This is a genomic window from Peptoanaerobacter stomatis, from assembly GCF_000238115.1.
Taxonomy (GTDB): domain Bacteria; phylum Bacillota; class Clostridia; order Peptostreptococcales; family Filifactoraceae; genus Peptoanaerobacter; species Peptoanaerobacter stomatis.
Window position 1 is genome coordinate 1 of the sequence record NZ_JH414555.1, and the last position, 21,368, is coordinate 21,368.

Annotated in this window: 15 protein-coding genes; 5 read left to right on the forward strand and 10 right to left on the reverse strand. The window is 29.0% G+C overall.

Annotation, left to right across the window (positions count from 1 at the left end; translation table 11 throughout):
• Window positions 1–175: 175 nt before the first annotated feature.
• The 7 genes from arcC to argF all read right to left on the reverse strand — a co-directional run bounded on the left by arcC (window position 176) and on the right by argF (window position 10,838).
• Window positions 176–1,105, reverse strand: coding sequence for a carbamate kinase (arcC, locus tag HMPREF9629_RS07065; protein WP_009525693.1), 930 nt, complete (start codon window positions 1,103–1,105; stop codon window positions 176–178).
• Between the two features lie 292 nt (window positions 1,106–1,397).
• Window positions 1,398–2,492: a putative NPN-dependent ornithine cyclodeaminase gene (locus tag HMPREF9629_RS07070; RefSeq protein WP_009525694.1), complete on the reverse strand. Its 1,095-nt coding sequence runs from the start codon at window positions 2,490–2,492 to the stop codon at window positions 1,398–1,400.
• Window positions 2,492–3,664, reverse strand: coding sequence for an ornithine cyclodeaminase family domain (locus HMPREF9629_RS07075; protein WP_009525695.1), 1,173 nt, complete (start codon window positions 3,662–3,664; stop codon window positions 2,492–2,494). Before HMPREF9629_RS07075 ends, HMPREF9629_RS07070 begins: the two co-directional genes overlap by 1 nt.
• A 167-nt stretch (window positions 3,665–3,831) precedes the next feature.
• A complete protein-coding gene (locus tag HMPREF9629_RS07080) occupies window positions 3,832–6,354 on the reverse strand; it encodes an ATP-dependent Clp protease ATP-binding subunit (RefSeq protein WP_009525696.1) in 2,523 nt (840 codons plus the stop codon).
• A gap of 79 nt (window positions 6,355–6,433) precedes the next feature.
• On the reverse strand, window positions 6,434–7,612 hold the full coding sequence (locus HMPREF9629_RS07085) for a CD0519/CD1768 family membrane protein (RefSeq protein ID WP_009525697.1): 1,179 nt from the start codon (window positions 7,610–7,612) through the stop codon (window positions 6,434–6,436).
• Window positions 7,613–7,862: 250 nt separating this feature from the next.
• The gene (locus HMPREF9629_RS07090; RefSeq protein WP_009525698.1) at window positions 7,863–9,227 is read right to left on the reverse strand and encodes an alanine/glycine:cation symporter family protein; all 1,365 of its coding nucleotides are present in this window, start codon (window positions 9,225–9,227) and stop codon (window positions 7,863–7,865) included.
• Between the two features lie 618 nt (window positions 9,228–9,845).
• Window positions 9,846–10,838, reverse strand: coding sequence for an ornithine carbamoyltransferase (gene argF, locus HMPREF9629_RS07095; protein ID WP_009525699.1), 993 nt, complete (start codon window positions 10,836–10,838; stop codon window positions 9,846–9,848).
• A 451-nt stretch (window positions 10,839–11,289) separates the two neighbouring features.
• Between argF and HMPREF9629_RS07100 the strand changes: the two genes are divergently transcribed.
• On the forward strand, window positions 11,290–12,531 hold the full coding sequence (locus HMPREF9629_RS07100) for a helix-turn-helix transcriptional regulator (protein ID WP_009525700.1): 1,242 nt from the start codon (window positions 11,290–11,292) through the stop codon (window positions 12,529–12,531).
• A 299-nt stretch (window positions 12,532–12,830) separates the two neighbouring features.
• Here HMPREF9629_RS07100 and HMPREF9629_RS07105 read toward each other — a convergent pair whose 3' ends face one another.
• Window positions 12,831–14,018, reverse strand: coding sequence for a coenzyme F420-0:L-glutamate ligase (locus tag HMPREF9629_RS07105; protein WP_009525701.1), 1,188 nt, complete (start codon window positions 14,016–14,018; stop codon window positions 12,831–12,833).
• A gap of 613 nt (window positions 14,019–14,631) precedes the next feature.
• Here HMPREF9629_RS07105 and rho point away from each other — a divergent pair.
• Both rho and msrB read left to right on the forward strand, forming a co-directional pair.
• Window positions 14,632–15,963, forward strand: a complete 1,332-nt coding sequence (gene rho, locus HMPREF9629_RS07110) for a transcription termination factor Rho (protein ID WP_009525702.1) — start codon at window positions 14,632–14,634, stop codon at window positions 15,961–15,963.
• Between the two features lie 412 nt (window positions 15,964–16,375).
• Window positions 16,376–17,473: a peptide-methionine (R)-S-oxide reductase MsrB gene (gene msrB / locus HMPREF9629_RS07115; RefSeq protein WP_009525703.1), complete on the forward strand. Its 1,098-nt coding sequence runs from the start codon at window positions 16,376–16,378 to the stop codon at window positions 17,471–17,473.
• 307 nt (window positions 17,474–17,780) lie between these two features.
• Here msrB and HMPREF9629_RS07120 read toward each other — a convergent pair whose 3' ends face one another.
• Window positions 17,781–18,896 carry an MGDG synthase family glycosyltransferase gene (locus HMPREF9629_RS07120; RefSeq protein ID WP_009525704.1) on the reverse strand — a complete coding sequence of 372 codons (1,116 nt, stop codon included), beginning with the start codon at window positions 18,894–18,896 and terminating at the stop codon, window positions 17,781–17,783.
• A gap of 266 nt (window positions 18,897–19,162) precedes the next feature.
• Here HMPREF9629_RS07120 and HMPREF9629_RS07125 point away from each other — a divergent pair, with 266 nt between their 5' ends.
• Together HMPREF9629_RS07125 and HMPREF9629_RS07130 are read left to right on the forward strand one after the other, a co-directional pair.
• Window positions 19,163–20,266 (forward strand): AI-2E family transporter, encoded by a 1,104-nt coding sequence (locus tag HMPREF9629_RS07125; RefSeq protein ID WP_009525705.1) that lies wholly within the window; start codon window positions 19,163–19,165, stop codon window positions 20,264–20,266.
• A gap of 332 nt (window positions 20,267–20,598) precedes the next feature.
• Window positions 20,599–20,838, forward strand: coding sequence for a YtxH domain-containing protein (locus tag HMPREF9629_RS07130; RefSeq protein WP_009525706.1), 240 nt, complete (start codon window positions 20,599–20,601; stop codon window positions 20,836–20,838).
• A gap of 204 nt (window positions 20,839–21,042) precedes the next feature.
• Here the strand turns inward: HMPREF9629_RS07130 and HMPREF9629_RS07135 are convergent, their stop codons facing one another.
• On the reverse strand, window positions 21,043–21,240 hold the full coding sequence (locus HMPREF9629_RS07135; protein ID WP_009525707.1) for a hypothetical protein: 198 nt from the start codon (window positions 21,238–21,240) through the stop codon (window positions 21,043–21,045).
• Between the last annotated feature and the right edge of the window lie 128 nt (window positions 21,241–21,368).

Below are 21,368 nucleotides of genomic sequence, written 5' to 3' on the forward strand. Positions count from 1 at the left end.
TATATATATATATATATATATATATATATATATATATATATATATATATATATATATATATATATATATATATATATATATATATATATATATATATATATATATATATATATATATATATATATATATATATATATNTNTNTNTTNTTTTTTTGTATAGTAAATTTATCTTTTATTATAAACTTATTAATGTACCTGTTTTTCCTTCCAAACCTTCTGCAGCTTTTTCCAATGATGTGATTAAAGTTGTTCTTCCCGCTTTAGATTTCGCAAAGTTTATTGCAGCCTCCACTTTAGGTTTCATAGAGCCTTCTGCAAATTCTTTGTTTTCTATATGAGTAAGTGCTTCTTCAACTGTTAGCTTATCCAACCATTGCTCATCAGGTTTTCCAAATCTTATAGCTACTTTTTCTACTGCTGTTAATATTATAAGTGTATCTGCATCTACCAACTCTGCCAATTTTGCAGTTGTAAAGTCTTTATCTATAACTGCCGGTACACCCACAAGCTCGTCATTTTCTTTTATTACAGGTATTCCGCCACCACCTGCAGCTATAACTATGCAATTAGCATTATATAATGTTTCTACTGCTTGTTTTTCTACTATATCTATCGGCTTTGGAGAAGGTACTACTCTTCTATATCCTCTACCTGCATCTTCTTTGAATTTGAAACCTTTTTTCTCCATTTCTTCTGCTTGCTCTTTTGTATAGAATGCTCCTACAGGCTTAGTAGGATTGTCAAATGCTTTATCTTCTTTGTCAACTAACACTTGTGTCACTATGGTTGCTGTCATAACATCCATATTTCTTCTTTTTAGTTCGTTTTCTATAGAATTTTGAAGGTGATATCCTATATATCCTTGGCTCATGGCTCCACATTCAGGAAACGGCATTTGTGGAGTTTTTGCATCTGATTTTGATGCAGCGTCCATTGCTAAATTTATCATACCTACTTGTGGTCCGTTACCATGTGATATTATTACTTTATTTCCTTGCTCTACAAGGTCTACTATTGATTTTGCAGTATTTTTAACTGCTTCTTTTTGTTCTTCAGGTGTGTTTCCAAGTGCGTTTCCGCCCAATGCTAAAACTATTTTTTTCAATATAATTCTCCCCCATTATTCGAATTTATTTGTCAATAATCTTTTATTGACAGATATATTTATCTTTTTCTATACTTTACTGTAATTTTATACTATTCTCCATTTGAAATGCCATACAATTTCGATTTCTACATAATATACTTTTATGTGAATATTTATTGCATTATTTCATATTATATATGGCTTTTTAAAAGATTTTTAGTATTACTATATTTCTATGCAGCATTATAGAAAAGACAGATTTATATTATATTATTTTATTTAAGTTTTTTCAACTAAAATATATACTTTTTTAGCTGTTTAATGCTCTATCCACATTTCTTATAAAATCTTGCGCATTTGTAACTATTGACACTGCTGTTAAAGTACCTCTGTCCGCCAATTTGTTTACTGCAAATTCTTGTATATCTATAGTATACATATAAACAGGTCTAACTTTTCCGTCAAATTCGTTGTATGAAGGTGTCATATTACCTGTTGCTATTGTGTATAATATCGCACTCATCATTATTATTGTAGATGTTTTTCTTGCGTGACTTCTCATCGCATTTTGTGCTTCATATACATTGTTTATAGTTTCAGGTAATGCAAATCTGTCACGAATTGTTCCTGCTATTACTACAGGTACATTCATTTCTACGCATGCTTTCATAAATCCGTCTTTTACCATACCTGATTCAACCAATGCTTTTGTTGAGCCGTATTTTCTTGCAAGGTTTATTGTTGCAAATAAGTTTTTTGTTGTATTTTGCTCTTTTTCAAAAGTTTTTTGTCCCCAAGTGGTATCATAAATACCTTTTTCCAAATCAAAAGCCGCTGTTTCAGTTCCGCAGAATATTGCTTGAACATAACCTTGTCTTATAAGTCTTTCAAGTGCATTTCTTGAATCTCTATCCAATGATATAGCTGAACCTACTATAAGAGTAACATATCCGTTGTTTGCTTTTTCATATCTAAGCACATCATATAATGTATCATAATCTACTGAGAACGCCGTTTCTCTTGAACGACCTGATCTGAATGCGAATGTATCTGAATCTGCAGAATCCTCTAAAAATCCTTGTGTCCAAACATATATTCCTTCTGATGCGTCTTCTGTTCTTCCTATTACAACTTTATCGCCTTTTTTCAGATTTCTAAACTCTACTATATTTACGCTTTCTTCTCCTTCTTTATCTATAGCAACGCAAACTGTATCCATTCTTGATTGAGTAGCCAATACCCATTTGCCATTTATTTTAAAGTATTCTGGAAAAACTGATAATGCATGATAATTTCTTGGGCTTATACCGTCTACTTGTACTTCTTCAAGTGTAACATTAGGTGCATTTACCAAAAAATCCTGGTCAAAATTAGGATGATGATATTTAGGCATTTCAAATTTCATTATAATCTCACTCCTTTTATTTCATCTTCTTTTTTATTTATTCCTACCGCTTCTGTTTGTTTTATTTCCATATCACCCATAAGAGATTTATCCGCAGGTTTTACAAGTGCTCTTTCGCAGTTTACAACAAAATCCTGAACATTTGTAATCATTGGTGTAAATGCCATAAATTCTCTTGCTGCAGCAACTTTATTTACAACATTTTCTGTTATATCAACTGTATACATATAGACAGGTCTTACTTTTCCGTCTTGTGTTATTCTATAGCTTGATGCCATATTTGCAACAGAAAGTGAGTGAAGCATTGTGGCTATACCGATTATAAGTGTTGCTTTATCAAGTTGTTTTTTTGTTTCTGTAAGTGCTCTATCTGTATCTCCTATTACTTCCGGAAGAGGACCATCGTCTCTTATTGAACCTGATAATACGAAAGGAACATCCAAATCATTAAGTGTTTTTATTATTCCGTCTTTTACATTACCGGCTTTTATAAACTCTTTGATTGAACCTATTGTTCTGACTTCGTTTAACAAATCCAAATGGTTGTAGTGCCCCATAGGAACATTTTCTTGTGTATATATGTTTTGTCCAAGTGCAGTTTGCAAAAATCCTCCTTCAAGGTCATGTGTACACATTGCATTTCCACCTAAAAGGCAATTTATATATCCGTTTTCAGCCAATTTATTCAATGAATTTCTTGTATCATAGTCAAATACAACGCTTGGTCCTAATACCCAAACTATATGTCCGCCATTTTCTTTTTCATATTGCATAAGTTCGAATAATCTGTCATAATCTTGTGAAAAAGATGTTTCAACAGCTTTTCCTCTTGGACAATATATTGACTGAGGAAAACCGTCTTTATATACAAGTATTCCTTGTGTGCCGTCTATTTTATCTCCTAATACTACCTTATCACCTTTTTTCAACTCTCTAAGTTCTGTTATTACAATTTTATCACCGTCTAATACTGCTACACAATTTAGTGAATTATGCTCAGGCAATATCCACTTTCCATTATATTTGTAAAATGTAGGCATATGTGATGTAAGGTAAAAATCATCTGGTGCAACTCCGTCTTTTTCTACTTCTCCTATGCTAATTTCAGGTAAATTGGCATATTGTGCGTCAGAAAAATCAGGAAATTTAAATTCCGGTAATTTGAATTCCATATCTCTTCTCCTTTAAATTAATTATTATATTTTGAAATTAAATCTATTTAACTTGAAAAATATATCATATTATATATTATTATTTTGTCAATACTGTTTTGCTAAAATAATTTTATAAAAAATTAAATTTTACTCAAGCATAAGTCAATATCTATAGAAATAAAATATTAATCCTGTAAAATTATATTATTCTCTTCATCCAGCACAAGTCTTACTGTAGAAAATTTTTTCAGTTTTCCTTGAAGATTTTTCATAGATATGGGAGTAAGTATGTACTGCTCTATAGCATTGCTTATTGCTATTGCTCCCATATTTTCATAATCAAAATAAGTTATGAGTTCATCTTCAACTTCTTCATTCCAAACAAGATTTATTTGGTTTGTACTCAGCTCTTGTGATAATTTTTGTAAACTCAATTTTGCAACTTTTTTAATACTTTTTTTATCAAATTTGTCTATAAAAAATATTTCATCAAATGATGATAAGAAACTGAATTGTAATTTTGTTTTTAATAAATCTAAATATTTGTTTTTATCAGAGTTTATATTAACTGTGCATATTATTACTGTATTTTTAAAATCTATATTCCTGCCTTTACTGTCATTTATTTTACCATTTTTTATTATTTGAGATATTATAGCTGTCACTTCCAATTGTGCCATATCTATATTATCAAAAAGTATAACGCTGTACGGTCTTGTTCTTATTGTTTCTGTAAACGCCCCTCCTGTTTCAAAACCTATATATCCCGGAGGTGCACCTATCAGCTTGGTTATAGATGATTTATCCGTAAATTCACTCATATCTAAAGCTACAAGACTTTTTTCTCCGTCATATATATAATTTGCAAGCAATTTAGCTATATAGCTCTTACCTACTCCACTACTTCCTGCAAGCAAATATGCTCCTATAGGTCTGTTTTTTTCTACCAAATCGCCTCTTGAACGTATGTATGCATCTACAATTCTGTCAATCATATTTTCAGAGCCTATAAATTCATATTTTAAATTTTCTTTAAGATTTGATATAAGTGCAAGTTCATCCGTTTCGAGATTTTTTTTAGGCATTCCTGCCAATTTTGCAACAATTTCTTTGACTTCTTTTTGAGTTACTTGTATTCTTAACGGATAATATGGTGTTATAGATTTTACTTCCTTTAAATTATTATCCGTTTCCTCTTTAAGTTTCATCAGGTCGCCCAATTTGTCAAATGAATGTTTTTCTTTTGCATCTTCTATTTGCAAAGTGAGCAATTCTAAATCAGTTTGTAGGTTGGATATTTCTTCCTGTCTCTGCCTTTCTTTTATATAGGCATCTTCTTTTTCAAGAAGTATATTTTTTTCTTGTTCTATTGTCTTTTCAAGCTCTGCAAGTCTATGTTTTGATACTTCATCCACTTCTCTTTTCAGCAATACCTTCTCTGTCTCCAACTGCAAGATTTTTCTGTTTAAATCTTCCAATTCAAGCGGTCTTTCATCTGTATACATTCTGACAAGTGATGATGCTTCATCTATTATATCTATGGCTATATCCGGCAATTTTCTACTGCTGAGATATCTTTTTGAAAGTTTGACTGCATCTATTATAGCAAGATCTGTTATTTGCACTTTATGGTGTCTTTCATATTTTGACTTTATACCCCTAAGTATTGATATAGTATCTTCTTGAGTTGGTTCTTCTACCAAAATTTTTTGGAATCTTCTCTCAAGTGCTCCATCTTTTTCGATATATTTTTTATATTCATCCAAAGTTGTAGCTCCGACTACAAGTATCTCCCCTCTCGCAAGCATAGGTTTCAATATGTTTGATGTATCCATTGTACCTGATGTATTTCCTGCACCTATTATGTTATGCAGTTCATCTATGAACATAATTATCTTGCCGTTTGAGTCTTTTATTATCTCCAACAGTTTTTTCAACCTGTCTTCAAAATCTCCTCTATATTTTGCACCTGCTATAAGCGATGTCATATCCAGCGCAAATACTATCTTATCTTTTAATATGTCGGGAACATCTTGTTTTACTATACGTTGAACAAGTCCCTCAACTATCGCTGTCTTACCTACTCCAGCTTCTCCTATAAGTACAGGATTATTCTTTATTCTGCGAGATAATATTCTTATCACGCCTTTTGTCTCTTCATCTCTACCTATTATAGGATCAAGCTTTCCGTCTATAGCCTCTTTTGTAAGATTTCTTCCGTATTTTGACAATTCTTTTAAAGTTTCGTCCGTTATTCCTCTTGCAATATTTTCGCTGTTTATTTTGTTAAATTCTTTTTCCAAAATCTCATAATTCAAATTATATCTTTGTGCAATTTGTGCACCTTGTGTATAATCTTCTTTTAATATAGCAAGAAATATATGTTTTTGACTTACTAAGCTGTCATACATACCTCTTGCTATTTCTTGTGATACTATCAAAACTTTTTGATATGCGCGACTCACATATAGGTTTGTTACACCTTTAGGTGATTTTAATTTAGATATGGCGTTTTTGATATCATCTGTAAGCGATTTTACTACTATTCCCATATTTGTTATAGCTCTTATCACTTCATTATCTGAATTTTTCAAAATACAGTACATGATATGTAATTCAGTCACTTCTAAATTTTCATTTTTTATTGCAATTTTATGTGCCTCTTTTATAGTATCAATAACTGCTTGAGAATATTTGGATAAATCCATATCTAAAAACTCCTTATTTTATTATCATTCATATCAAATTTTTTTCGGATGTATTATTGAGAAAATATCATCTCCTATATTATCCCACTATCATCCATATCAGATGGGCTGCAATTCCTGCACCTAAACCGCCAATTGTATGAGATAAAATTGCATTTCCTGTCATTTCTTTAGTTTCCAGTGCATCCATCATAGCTATATGAGTGGATAAATATCCGCTCCAGCACATACAAATTGCAGTAAATACAGCTATATCATTTCCAGAAACTTTATTGCTTTGCACCATTTTTGCTATCATTCCTATTGCTGCACCGCTACTGCCAAGTGCTGTTATAGGTACTGCTATTGCATCAGGAGATTTAAAGCCGAAAAGTGGCGTCAGTATAAATTGTAGTTTTTCACCTAATAGCGGCAATACCCCTATTCCTTGATTAGCTGTACCGTCATATACTCCTGAAGCCCCTGTTCCGTTTGTAAGAATTATAACCATTGTACATATAAGCAAAACACCTGGAATTATTGACATTCCCATATCTACTCCTATTTTACCACCATCCAAAAGTGCCAATATAAATCTTGAGCCTGCTGAGCCTTCTCTTACTCTTCTCATTCCTTTAGGTATTTTGTCTACATGATTGGTTTTTACCATTTCAGTAGTGCCATAATATTTTTTTGTCTTTCTTATCATAAGTCTTACAGATATAACGCTACCTACAGTTGCTCCTAAAACTCCAATAAAAGCAGCTTTTATAGCACCCTCAACAGGAAAGCTCATCATAGTTGTACTAATTATAAGTCCCATACCGAACGCTGTTCCCAAATTTGTAAGTGCAGGCAATTGATATTTTTTGAAATATTGTCTGAAATTATCATCATGAGCAAGTGTTAATATAGCCGGATTGTCAGACATAAAACAATTTAACATTCCAAGAGAGCTTGCTCCCGGTAAATCATATAGCGGTTTCATTATAAAAGAAAGCACTTTATTTATAAGCGCCACAACTCCGAATTCTGAAAAAACTCCTGAAATACCTCCTGCTATTACTGCAACCGCCATAAGATATAAGCAAACATTTATCAATAGATCAAATGCAGTTGCCATCATAGTTTTTATCATATTGGTTCCGCCCATTATACTGCCTACCCAAATAAAAAAGGCGAAAAAACATATCATAAAAATTATAGATTCTATTCCTATCTCTTTTTTCAGGGCAATTTTAGTGCTTTCACTTTCTACTTGTTCATTAACCCTTTCCATAATTATTTTAACCCTTTCCAATTTAAAATTATATACGAAATTTTTATTCCGGATTATATTGTATTTATATTTTTGTCACAAAATTAATACTAATCTCAACTTAAAACAAGCGATTATTGTTATAAAAATATTTGAACATTTTAAATACGTTTAATAATCAACATTGAGCAAATTTAATTTAAGATTAGTATTAAATATTATATTTTAATTAATTTATAAAACTGAAACAATTTTATTTATTATTCGATTTTTACTTATCTCCCGGATAGAATTTAGGATTTTTGAAGAAATCTTCCGTCATTTCTTTCAACTCTCCACTCATTATTATCATACCTATCATATTGGTAAACACTACAAGTCCTAATGTAAAGTCCAAGAATGTTCCGGCATTGTCGAATGATACGAAACCTCCAAGCAATACCATTCCGCAAGCTGCAAATCTCATAACTTTACCTATTGCTGTACCGAACAAATACTCACCTTGTTTTTCACAATAGAATACTATAACTATAATTGTAGAAAGCACGAACAAGAACAAACTTATTGCTATTATAGCTGTTCCCAATTGTCCGAAAGCTGAATTAAACGCTCTTTCAACTGCAACGCCTTTAAGCTCAGGATCAGTATAATTACCTGTAACTAAAACTACCAATGCTGACATACTGCAAACAAGTATTGTATCAGCAATTACTTCAAATATTCCCCACATTCCTTGACGTACAGGGTGGTCAGTTATAGCTGTAGCATGCGCATAAGGAGCTGAACCCATACCGGCTTCATTTGAATAGCAACCTCTCGCAGCTCCGGCTTTTATCATTGCCGCAAGAGATGTTCCTGCCGCTCCGCCTACAACCGCTTGTGGATTGAATGCACTTTGGAATATCATTGCAAATGCTCCCGGTAATCTGTCTATATGCATAATTATTATTACTAAACCGAACAATAAATACAAAGCTGCCATAAAAGGAACCAATTTTTCAGTAACTTGACCTATTCTTTTTATTCCGCCATAAGCAACGAGTACAACAAGCACTGTTATTATCACTGCTGATATTTTTCTTGAAAGACCGAGATTTTCAAGAGGTCCTGCTGCTGATATTGTTTGCAATGTTATAGATGGAAGTATCTCTATCATAAAGAAGAATGATACCAAGAATCCCATTATTTTACCTGCTGTTCCTCCTATACCTTTCTTAAATGTGTATGAAGGACCGCCGACAAATTCTCCGTCAGAGTTTTTTTCACGATATTTTATACCGAGTATTATTTCAGCAAATTTTGTAGCTTGACCGATAAGTCCCGCCATCCACATCCAAAAAACAGCTCCGGGTCCTGCTGTAAATATTATAGCCGGTGCAACAACTATATTAGCTGCACCTATTGAAGAGGCAAGTGCGGCTGAGGCAGCTTGAAACGGACTTACTGAACCTTCACCGCCGACATTTGACGCGAACATCTTTCCGAAAGTTTGTTTTAATATAAAAGGTAAGTATCTTATCTGAACAAATCCTGTTCTTATTGTTATAATAATTCCTCCGCCTAATAATGCTATCAATATAGGCCAACCCCACATAAATCCGGTTATTTTATCTATTATGTCTAATATTGCTTGCATTTTATTTCCCCCTTAGTTATAAATATTAACTTAAAAATAACAAAATCTGTATATTAATCTGAGATATAAATATATTTTGTGCAAAATAGATGCAAATATTAAGTTTAAAAATTTAAAATGATTAAAAATCTATACTTTTATATATAAACTGCAAAACTCAAAATTATCATACTGTCAATTAAAAAGAGCTTTTTACATATATATGTAAGTTAAAATATTAACAAAGATAGATTATACAATTATTTTTAATTAAAATAATGTATTAAATTATTATATGTAAATTAATTCCGATTATAATTCCATTTTATATCATAATTTCAAATTTTAAAAATTTATAATTATTACAAAGCAAAGCCGTTTCAAATTATTTTAACATAATAATCTCTAAACATAATACAAAATATGCATACACTCATTAATTTTACAATTTATAAGCTTTTAGAGCAGTGTAATTCACTGCTCATATTTCCATACTGCCTTTTCAAAAAATTAATATATCTAAATAGAAAAGACATATTAATTTTTTGAAATGTATTGTCTTTATAGACAACTGTTATTTTTACACGAACTTTAAAACAAATTTCAGCATTAATCTTTAAACTTAACAGCTTTTAAACATTAGCAAAGTGTAGCATATACAACAGCTTTTATTGTATGCATTCTGTTTTCAGCTTGATCAAATACATAAGATTGTTTTGATTCAAATACTTCATCAGTTACTTCCATTTCAGTTATGCCGAATTTTTCTGCTATCTCTTTTCCTACTTTTGTCTTTGTATCATGGAATGAAGGTAAGCAATGTAGGAATATGGCTTCTTTATTTGCATTAGCCATAGCCTTTGCATTTATTTGATAATCTTTTAATAAAGATATTCTCTTTTCCCATATTTCAGCAGGTTCGCCCATAGATACCCATATATCTGTATATAAAACATCTGCATTTTTTGTTCCTTCTTCTACATTGTCAGTAAGTGTAACTGTGCAGAAATTATCTTTTGCTATTTCTTTTGCCATTTCAACCAATTTAGGATCAGGGAATAATTCTTTAGGTGCGCAAGCAACATAATCAAGTCCAAGTTTAGCGCAAGCTATCATTAAAGAGTTTGCTACATTGTTTCTTGCATCTCCCATATAAACAAATTTTAATCCTTTAAGATGTCCGAAATGTTCTTCTATTGTAAGCATATCTGCAAGCATTTGAGTAGGATGCCATTCATCAGTAAGTCCGTTCCATACAGGTACACCTGCATATTTAGCAAGTTCTTCAACTATTTCTTGTGAAAATCCTCTGTATTCTATTCCATCGTACATTCTTCCAAGAACTCTTGCAGTATCTGCTATTGACTCCTTATGTCCCATTTGTGAACCGGCTGGATCAAGATATGTAACTCCCATTCCTAAGTCATGACCTGCAACTTCAAATGAGCATCTTGTTCTTGTTGAAGTTTTTTCAAATAATAAAACTATATTTTTTCCTTCCAAATATCTATGAGGAACTCCCGCTCTTTTCATAGATTTAAAATTCTTTGAAAGTTCAATTAAATATCTTATATCCTGTGATGAAAAATCAATTAATTTTAAGAAATTTTTACCTCTAAAATTTTTTGCCATAATTACCTCTCCTTTTTAAATACATTAAAATTATAGATAACGTTTTTTGCTTTACTAACGTTTTCTGATTTTTATAATATCATAAGAGAAAATTTTATGTAGGACAAATTTAGAGAATATTTTTGTATTTAGTTTATAATTTTTTTCATTCTAAAATTTTTACAATAATTTGTAAATTTCATATAATTATTGCAAATACTAATATTATTATCCCATTTACATAATTTTTTATAAAAAATATTTTTATTTACAACTTAATTTATATGATATAATATATTATAAAAGTATAATTTTTTTGTAAATAATATACAAATACTGATATAAATGTATTTTATGATAAATATCGTTTAAATTAAAATATTCTCAAATATATTAAAAAACATCTATATTTAATTTAAATAACAGTATTAAAATTCACATTATATAATTATAAGTATGAGGTTATTTTCAGATGAATAGCGCCAACAAACTTACTATACAGCATTCAGCTAAAGATATTCTAAATTATAGTGATATAGCCATATTTGATGTCCAAACCGACTTTGCTCCTACAAAAGCACTTCTTCATAAAGAAAGTCGTTTTTTGTACATAATTTCCGGTATGGCAAAAATAAAAATACAAGGTAAAGTACATGAAATGAAAAAAGGTATTCTAATTACATTATTACCTTGGCAAGTATCGGAAATAATAGAAGTTACAGAGCCGGTATCATATTATCTTCTCATATATAAGTTCGATTTTATAAATAATATAATAAAACAACATTTGAACATAAATAATGAGCATTTTAATATGATTGAAATGTTGTATTCTCACAATTCAATAATTATACCAACATCTCATAGAGATAAAATATTAAGGCTTTTTGAAGACATAAGAGATGAAATCGGTATACGCTCCATACAAATAGATCTGTCACCACAAAAATTTTCAGGAATATATTTAATTTCAAGACTTTCAGAGCTACTTGTATATTATATGAGATTTATAAACACCGATATAGACGAAGACAGTTCTCCTATGATAAGCGAAGAAATTTTCAAATATATGTATTTAAATCTGTCCAATGATTTAAGCCTTACACAGTTGTCAAATATATTTTACATGAGCGAAAGCTCCATATCAAAATATATAAAAAATATGACAGGATTGGGATTTTATGATCTTATAAATGAGATGAAACTCTCCAAGGCTCAATTTTTATTATTGTACACTAACCTGACACTTGAAGATATATCCGCATTGCTCAAGTTTTCGGATTCATCTCAGCTAAGTAAAATATTTTCTTCAAATTACGGTATAGGTACAAAAAAATTCAGAGATGCTTATAAAAATGCTGAGGCACTCGCCGACATACGTTTAGATAAAAGAAATGCCAAAATCATAGAGTATATATATGAACACTATGACGAAGATATTGATATAACTGATATTTCAAAACTGTTTAACATACAGCCCAAAATATTAAATCAGATACTGACATATTATGTTGAACAAAATTTCAGCAATTTTTTGAACACAGTTCGCATAAACAAGGCATGCTCCCTACTGCTAAATACGAATTACAGTATAACTGATATAGCTTTTATGGTTGGCTTCAACTCTACAAAGAGTTTTACAAGAAATTTCACTAAGTTGATTTCTCTAACTCCTTCAGAGTTCAGAACAACTACATTGGAACAATTTGATTGATATTTTATAGCAAACTCTATTAAAATTAAACCATATAATTAAGAACATATAAAAAAATTATAATTTTAGTATAAAAGTATAATCAAAAATACTTTTATACTAAAATCTTACAGAATAATAGAAAAACATAATAATTAATTTTTCGGTAAACTATTTATATTAATATTACATAATTATACAAATTATCTATAATTTTATTAGAAAATAGTATTAATTAAAGTCTATTTTTGACTATATAACATTAACTTTTACAAAAAAACAGTATCTACGTTTTTTATTCATAGATACTGTTTCTTTTATTAATTCGTATAATTATCAAAATATCCTTGAATGTAAATTATCGGTGTTCCTTTATCTCCACTTCCTGATGTCAAATCTGATAATGAACCCAATAAATCTGTAAGTTGTCTTGGGGTAGTTCCTTCTGATGCCATTTTACCTACCAAATCAGATTCTTTATTTTTTATATAATCCACAACTGCATTTTTAAGTTCATCTCCTGTTAAATCTGCGAAGTCATTGTCTGCTATATATTTGAGCTTAATTTCTGAAGGAGTTCCTTTTAATCCACTTGTATATCCCGGTGATACTACAGGATCTGCAAGCTCCCATATCTTACCTACAGGATCTTTAAACGCTCCGTCTCCATAAACCATTACTTCAAGATTTTTTCCTGTTAATTCCTTCAACTTAGCTTGAATTTTTTCTACCAAATCCTGACTATTTCTTGGAAATAACTTCAATGTATCTTCAGTAGCTTTATTTGAACCAAGAAGACCATATTCACTATATCCGCTTCCATCAACAGATGATGTCAATATATCATCAAGAGAAAATACTTTTTCTCCACCATTTTCTAAAAGTATTCTCTTTGTTCTTTTTCTTGTGTGTATATCACAATTTATAACATTTTTAGTGTATTTTAATATGGATTTCGGATCATTCGCAAATACTATCTCGCAATCTGCACCGGCTTCTTTTACTATATCTTTGTAAAATTTTATATAATCCACGCCTGTAAACTCATGTACAGGATTTTCGAACAATTCTCTGAATTTTTTTTCATCAAATTCATCTTTCCAAGGATTTATATTATTTTTATCAAGCTCATCATAAGTTATGAAATGATTCCCTACTTCGTCTGACGGATAGCTCAACATTATTATAACTTTTTTTACACCAAGTGCTATGCCTTTAAGTATAAGTGAAAATCTGTTTCTGCTTAGTATTGGAAAAATTATTCCTACAGTATCTGAATTTAGCTTGTCTTTTACATCATATGCTATATTATTTACATTCGCATAGTTACCTTGCGCTCTTGCAACCACAGATTCTGTAATAGTTACAATATCTCTATCATTTATAGTATATCCACCTTCTTTTGATGCTTCAATAACGGTATCACATACTATCTTTACCATATCATCATTTTGTTTGATAATTGGAGCTCTAAGCCCTCTAACAACAGTACCTATCATTCTGCTCATAACATACTCCTTATTTTTTATAAATTTGTTATAAAAACTTACATTATTTATATACTCTTTTAATACTAAATATAATAATATGAATTAAAATTATTTATGTTTATATTATATCCTTTTTATCTGAAAAATACAAAAAAAAATAATTTAATATTCATTTTATAAACTCAAAAATTTACCTTAATATTATTATAGAATACATATTTTTCACAAATTTATAAACTGAATATTTTTTATTTCATTTTTTTATAAATTTATATATATTTAGAATTATATATCAAATAAATATATATAATATTTCTTATTGAAATTATTTCAAAAATGTTATAAAATAAAAAGTGATATTTTTTAAAATAAATTTAAATAAGATTCGACTATTTATATTTTACAAACTCTTTCATTAAAATAGGCATTTTTAATTAAAACTTAACTTGTAAATTCAAAAGCATTATACTCTCAAATCAATAGAAAAATTTCACCATAATAACGATTATATTTTTTCATATAAATAAATCTATTTTATAATTAACCTGTTAATTACCCATTTTATATATTATATGAATGATATTTCTGATTTATGTTATATATTTAAATTTCAAGTATTCGGAGGCAATTTATGATTGATTATGACCATCTAAAAATTACGGAGTTAAAAGAATTAGCAAAAGAAAAAAACGTATCAAATTATTCAAAAATGAAAAAAAATGAATTGATACTGGCATTGTCATCTATTAGCAACGATGATATAAAACAAATAGATATACAAGAAAATGTCTGTATAAAAGATATAGATTATGAACCTAATTCAAATGAAAAGAAAGTAGGAGAGCTTTTCATAGCTGAAAACAATTCTATAGCAAGTGGTGTTTTGGAAATATTGCCTGATGGATACGGATTTTTGCGTGGAGATAATTATTTATCCACAGAAAATGACGTATATATGTCTCCTACACAAATAAGACGTTTCAGAATGAAAACAGGTGATTACATAGAAGGTGTAGTAAGACCTCCAAAGACAGGAGAAAAATTCAGCGCTTTATTATTTGTACATAAGATAAATGGCGAACATCCTGAAAAATCTATAAAACGTATGTCTTTTGACAATTTAACACCAATATACCCAAGAGAAAAGTTCAATCTTAACAACAGCGATGATGTATCATCAAGAATAGTAGATATAATAGCACCTATTGGAAAAGGACAAAGAGGTCTTATAGTTGCACCTCCAAAAGCCGGAAAAACTATGCTCATAAAAGCTCTTGCCAACTCTATAAAAACCCATAACCCAGAAGTTGAGCTGATAATATTACTAATAGATGAGCGTCCTGAAGAAGTCACAGACATAAAAGAGTCCGTAAAAGATGCCGATGTTATATATTCAACATTTGATGAACTTCCGGCGCATCATATAAAAGTTGCAGAAATGGTGCTTAACAGAGCAAAAGGACTCGTAGAATTTAAAAAAGATGTCGTAATATTATTAGACAGTATAACAAGGCTCGCAAGAGCATATAACATAACCATACAATCGAGCGGAAAAACTTTATCAGGCGGTTTGGATCCAAGCTCACTATACGGACCTAAACAATTTTTCGGTGCAGCAAGAAATCTGAAAGAAGGCGGTTCACTGACAATATTATCAACAGCACTAATAGATACAGGTTCACGAATGGATGATGTAATTTTTGAGGAATTTAAAGGCACAGGAAATATGGAACTCACACTTGATCGAAAAATTTCACAAAAAAGAATATTCCCGGCTATAGATATAGAAAAATCCGGAACAAGAAAAGACGAATTACTTCAATCTGAAAAAGAGATGCAGCTGGCGGCAAATATTAGAAAAAACTTAGAAAATCACACAAATGTATATTATTTGGAAAAACTTATAAAACTTTTACAATCAAAATCATCAGAAAACCTTATAAAACAAATAGAAGATATTTAAAAAACTTTATTAATGATAGTTAAATACAACACTTTTTTAAATCACTCAAAAAACTTATTTTTAAGTTTACAATATAAATGCACCACTTAACAAAATAAATTTCAATAATACAATCTATCATAAAACATAAAATAAATTTTAAATTTAATAAAATATACAATTTAAAATTTATTTTTTTATTTTATGATATTTTTTTATCAAAGCTTTACAAAAATATACTTTTATAGTATAATTTTGTAAAATAAACTAATACTAAAACCAATAAAAACATTGAATTATTTAGTAGATAGATTATATGACACCATAAATTTATTAACAAAAGATACTGTAAAAAGTGTTATTCATAGAGAATGAATTATCTCTACTATTAAATTGGTTATTAGTATAAATTCTTAAGTATGGAGATGATAAAATGAAATATTTTTTAATTACATTATTATTAGCGACAATCTGTATGTTTTTCTTTTCATATAATAAAAATGAGGTGTATAATATGCAAACTAAATCTATATCAAGCAGTTCAAATCTACCTAATAATCCAAATGTAAATGTTGACTATTCTAAGGTCGATCTAAAAAAAATATATTTAGCAGGCGGTTGCTTTTGGGGATTGGATGCTTATATGGCAAGAGTTTACGGCGTAGCGGATACGATAAGCGGTTATGCTAACGGTAAAACTGAAGATGCCGTTTATGAAAACTTAAAATCTACAGGACACGCTGAAACAGTTGAAGTTTCATATGATTCTTCAATAGTATCACTAAACGACATATTACAATATTATCTACGAGTGGTTGATCCTACAAGTCTTAACAAACAGGGAAATGATATAGGCACTCAATATAGAACTGGAATATATTACACAGATGAAGATGATAAAAAAATCATAGAAGAAGTATTAAAAGAAGAACAGAAAAAATATAAAAATAAAATTGTTATAGAAGTATTACCTCTAAAACATTTTATAAAAGCTGAAGACTACCATCAAGATTATTTGGAAAAAAATCCTACAGGATACTGCCATATAAATCTCTTTGATGTTGAAAAACCTCTTTCTGAAAGTGAAAAAACATATAAAAAACCATCAAAAAATGATTTGAAAAAAAGTTTAACAGATATTCAATACAAAGTTACTCAGGAAAATGCAACAGAAAGGCCTTTTTCCAACGAATATTGGGATAATACAAAAAAGGGTATATATGTAGATATAACGACGGGAGAGCCGTTATTTTCTTCAACAGATAAGTTTGAATCAGGCTGTGGCTGGCCAAGTTTTTCAAAACCTATCAGCAAAGATTTAATAGAGTACAAAAACGACACAAGCCATGGTATGAACAGAACAGAAGTTAGAAGTAAGTCAGGTGACGCTCATTTGGGACATGTATTCGATGACGGTCCGAAAGAATCTGGAGGAGCAAGATATTGTATAAACAGTGCCTCTTTAAAATTTATACCTCTTGAAGATATGGAAAGAGAGGGATATAAAGATTTAATCCCCCTTGTTAAATAAAACAAATTACAATAAACCTATTTAAATTAAAATATGCTCAAATTGTTTTGCTATTTGATTTACCTATGATTTTATAAATATACACATATATTTATAAAAAAGTTTCCCAAGCAAAATATATTTGAGCATTTCTACGTTTAGTTAGATAGTAATATTATACATAATTTTATCATTATAATAGGCTTTTTAATATATTAAGAAGTCTATAAATAGCATTACATTTTTATTAAATTTACAAAATACTATTTTTCATAGTTCTGTTGAACTTTATTATAAAACAACTATATTTTATAATGCTCTACATTGATTACAAAAACAACTCTGCTATTTTTTTTGCAGTATCTATTTTTTTATTTCTCCTCATAGAGCTTTTTATTATTTCCAATTTTTCAGGATTTTCTATCACACATTTTATAAGCATATCCAATGAAAAATATCTGCTTGTATAAAGTGCCATTTGATTATTTACCAAAAAATCTCTGTTGCCTTCTTCTTGACCTGGTATGAAAAAAGGTATTATCATAGGCAATTCTTCGTGAATACATTCTGTAATGGTAAGACCTCCCGGTTTTGTTATAATCACATCTGATATTTGATAATATCTTTCTATTTCGTCAGTAAATCCTACAACTACAGTTTTATTTTTAGGTTTTTTTCTATATATTCTTCTTTCCAATCTTTCTTTAAGATGTTCATTTCTTCCGCATATTACTATTATATTTATATCTTCGTGCAAATTTTCAATCTGTTTATAAACCGATATTATGTCGCCTGCACCAAAACTGCCTCCCATAATGAGTACAGTAAACTTATCATCTATATCTTTTTCTGCTTTCCATCTTTTTGTATCTGATATATCGTAATCTTTCATATCTATAGGTATTCCCAAAGGATATATCTTTTCCTGTTCTACTTTAAAAGATTTTAAAAGTACTCCTGTATCTTCATGAGCTACTATATATTTATCTATATCTTTGGCAACATGAGCTACATGAACTGTATAATCGGTAATAAGAGAGTATAACGGGATATTTATTTTTTCCTTTTCCTTCAAATTTGATACAGCTATTCCCGGAAAAGCATGGGTAGTTATTATATGTGTTATATTCTCCTCTTCAATCTTTTTTAATATATTCCTTTCCATATAAGATATTATAAAATTCCAGTCAAATGTTTTTCTGATAAATTTACCATCAGATGCGTTATATGCTGTACCGTAGACTTTGGGTATATATTGAGCTGATTTTTCATATCCTCCTGATATCATAATGTTTAACAATCTCCCTACTTTGCCTATATCTTTAAGAGAGTCTACAATCTCGCTTTCTATATTCAATATATCAAGTTGTTTTTTTATTGCATTTGAAGCTTTATTGTGTCCTCCTCCTGTTGAGGCAGTAAGTATCATTACTTTTTTTTGCATAAATTAATCTCCATATCATTATATTTTGCATTTAATTTCTGTAGTATATTTAATAATTATATCAAAAATTAAGCATTAATAAAATAAAAAATAAGAAGTTGCGATTTTTAAATTCAAATTTAATAAAAAATTAATATAAGGATTATATAATTTATTTCACAACATATGTAATATCAAATATAAAAAATAATAATTTCTTGGTGTTTATAAATGTTTATATCGGGAAATAATCCTTAATATTCAGTTTTTTATTAGGAGGGTATGATTTGTTCAAAAATAATCTGTTCAAAAAAATTTTATTTGTTATATTTTGTTTAATTGCATATAAAATTGTTGATAATTATGTTTTTTTCTTTTCGGAAATCGGAAGATTTTTGTCTATATTATCACCTTTTTTCTGGGGAATTGCTTTTGCATATATACTTAATCCTCTTATGTGTTTGTTTGAAAGTAAGCTTAAAATCCCTAAGAGAGTTTTTACTCTTGTGCTTGTATATCTTATATTTTTTGGAATAATTGTTCTTTTTGCAATATTTATCATACCTGTTATAGCCGAAAATATAAAGGAATTGTACAGCAAATCCTCATATTATCCAAGCATTTTGTATTCATATATAGAAAAGTTGCCTAATAGTGAATATTTATTGAAAAATCTCGGGATAATGAACTTAATCGAAAACAACAGTTCAAGCATTTTGCAATGGCTGTTTCAACTGTCAAATTTAACATTTAATTCAATATTGACGCAAGCTTTTAACATAACATCCGGTTTATTCAATTTTGTACTTGGAATTTTTGTTTCCATATATCTGTTATATGACAAGGAACATCTCATATATTATAACAAAAAAGTTATACGTGCATTATTCCCTAAAGATACAGCTTTATCCATATTAACTTATTTTTCAAAAGTGAATTTTTATTTTTATAATTTTTTAATTGGAAAACTAATAGACTCTACAATTATAGGTATACTTTGCTATATAGGACTTTCACTGCTTAAAATAAAATATGCTTTACTGCTTAGTATAATTGTAGGCATATTTAATATGATTCCGTATTTCGGACCTTTCATGGGGGCAATACCTTCAATATTGTTGACTCTTATATACAGCCCTGTTCAAGCGTTATGGGTTGCATTATTTATATTGGCTTTACAACAATTTGACGGTTGGTATTTAGGACCGAAAATACTCGGCAACACTGTAGGTGCATCTCCGCTTTTCATAATATTTTCCATCTTGGTCGGCGGAGGTTTTGCAGGTGCTCTTGGAATGTTGCTTGCAGTTCCGTTATTTAAAAGTTTATTCTTGCTCTGTGAAGAATTTATAGACAAAAGAAGTCCCGATAAAAAAGATTTGATTGAATAAAAAAATAATGTTATAATGTTTAAAATAAATGTTTTCATATAGCAGTTTATAAATTTGTTCTAAAAATGTATATTTTAAATTTATTTTATTAATTATAGAGTATTTAATTATTGTCTATCATAGCGTATATTTAATAATAATCTTATTTTTAATATGGATAATTTCCTTTTTAAAATTTTAATTAAATAGCTTTAAGTAGATAATACATTATACAAAAAATCATCATATAAAATTTATTTTTATATATTTTAGAGTGAAATTTATATAATCTATTATTTTAAAATTAATTTTTTAATTAATACGAAATATGATAACTTATAGGGGGATTTAAGATGAGAAGAACAAATTGTGAAACAAACTTATTTGCCATTGTAGGTGCTACTGCAATAGGAGCAATAATAGGTGTGGCATTCGGCTTGATGTTTGCACCGAAAAGTGGAAATGAATTAAGAGAACAATTAGTGACATCAGGAAAAGATTTGGTCAATAAAAATAAGTCTAAAAAAGACAGTTTTTTTGATGAAGATGATGAAGATATAGACGAAATAGGAGATTTTTCCGATTCTATATAATAAATAATTTGATAAATTAAAGGTGAACATTTAAAGTGGTTACGTTTAATTTATCCGCCTGCATTTTTTAATTATGTGTTTTTATTTCAAAAATACCGATATTATAATAAATTAATTCATTATAATATCGGTATTGTACTGTTTCTCTTTTGTAAGTATTTATAGAGTCATATTTATGCCAGTATTTTATCGTCATTTATATGTCTACTTCATAAGCACTTCAATCAAATCTTCTTGTGATTTTATATCTGCAATCTTGCACATATCTGTTACTATAGAATCCTTAAGTGACAGGAATTGCTCTATTTTAGTATGTTCATATGTGTAATCAAGCGCTTGTAATATAGCCAACAAATCTGTCTTAGATAGCTGATCAATAGTAATCTTGTTAAAATCAAACATATCTTCTCTCCTTTTATTTTACTTTACTCTAAGTATTATATCATAAAATAATTTTTTAGTGCATAAATTTTTATAGTTAATTACAATATTCTTATACTAAACATAAATACTAATGCCTAATTAAACAG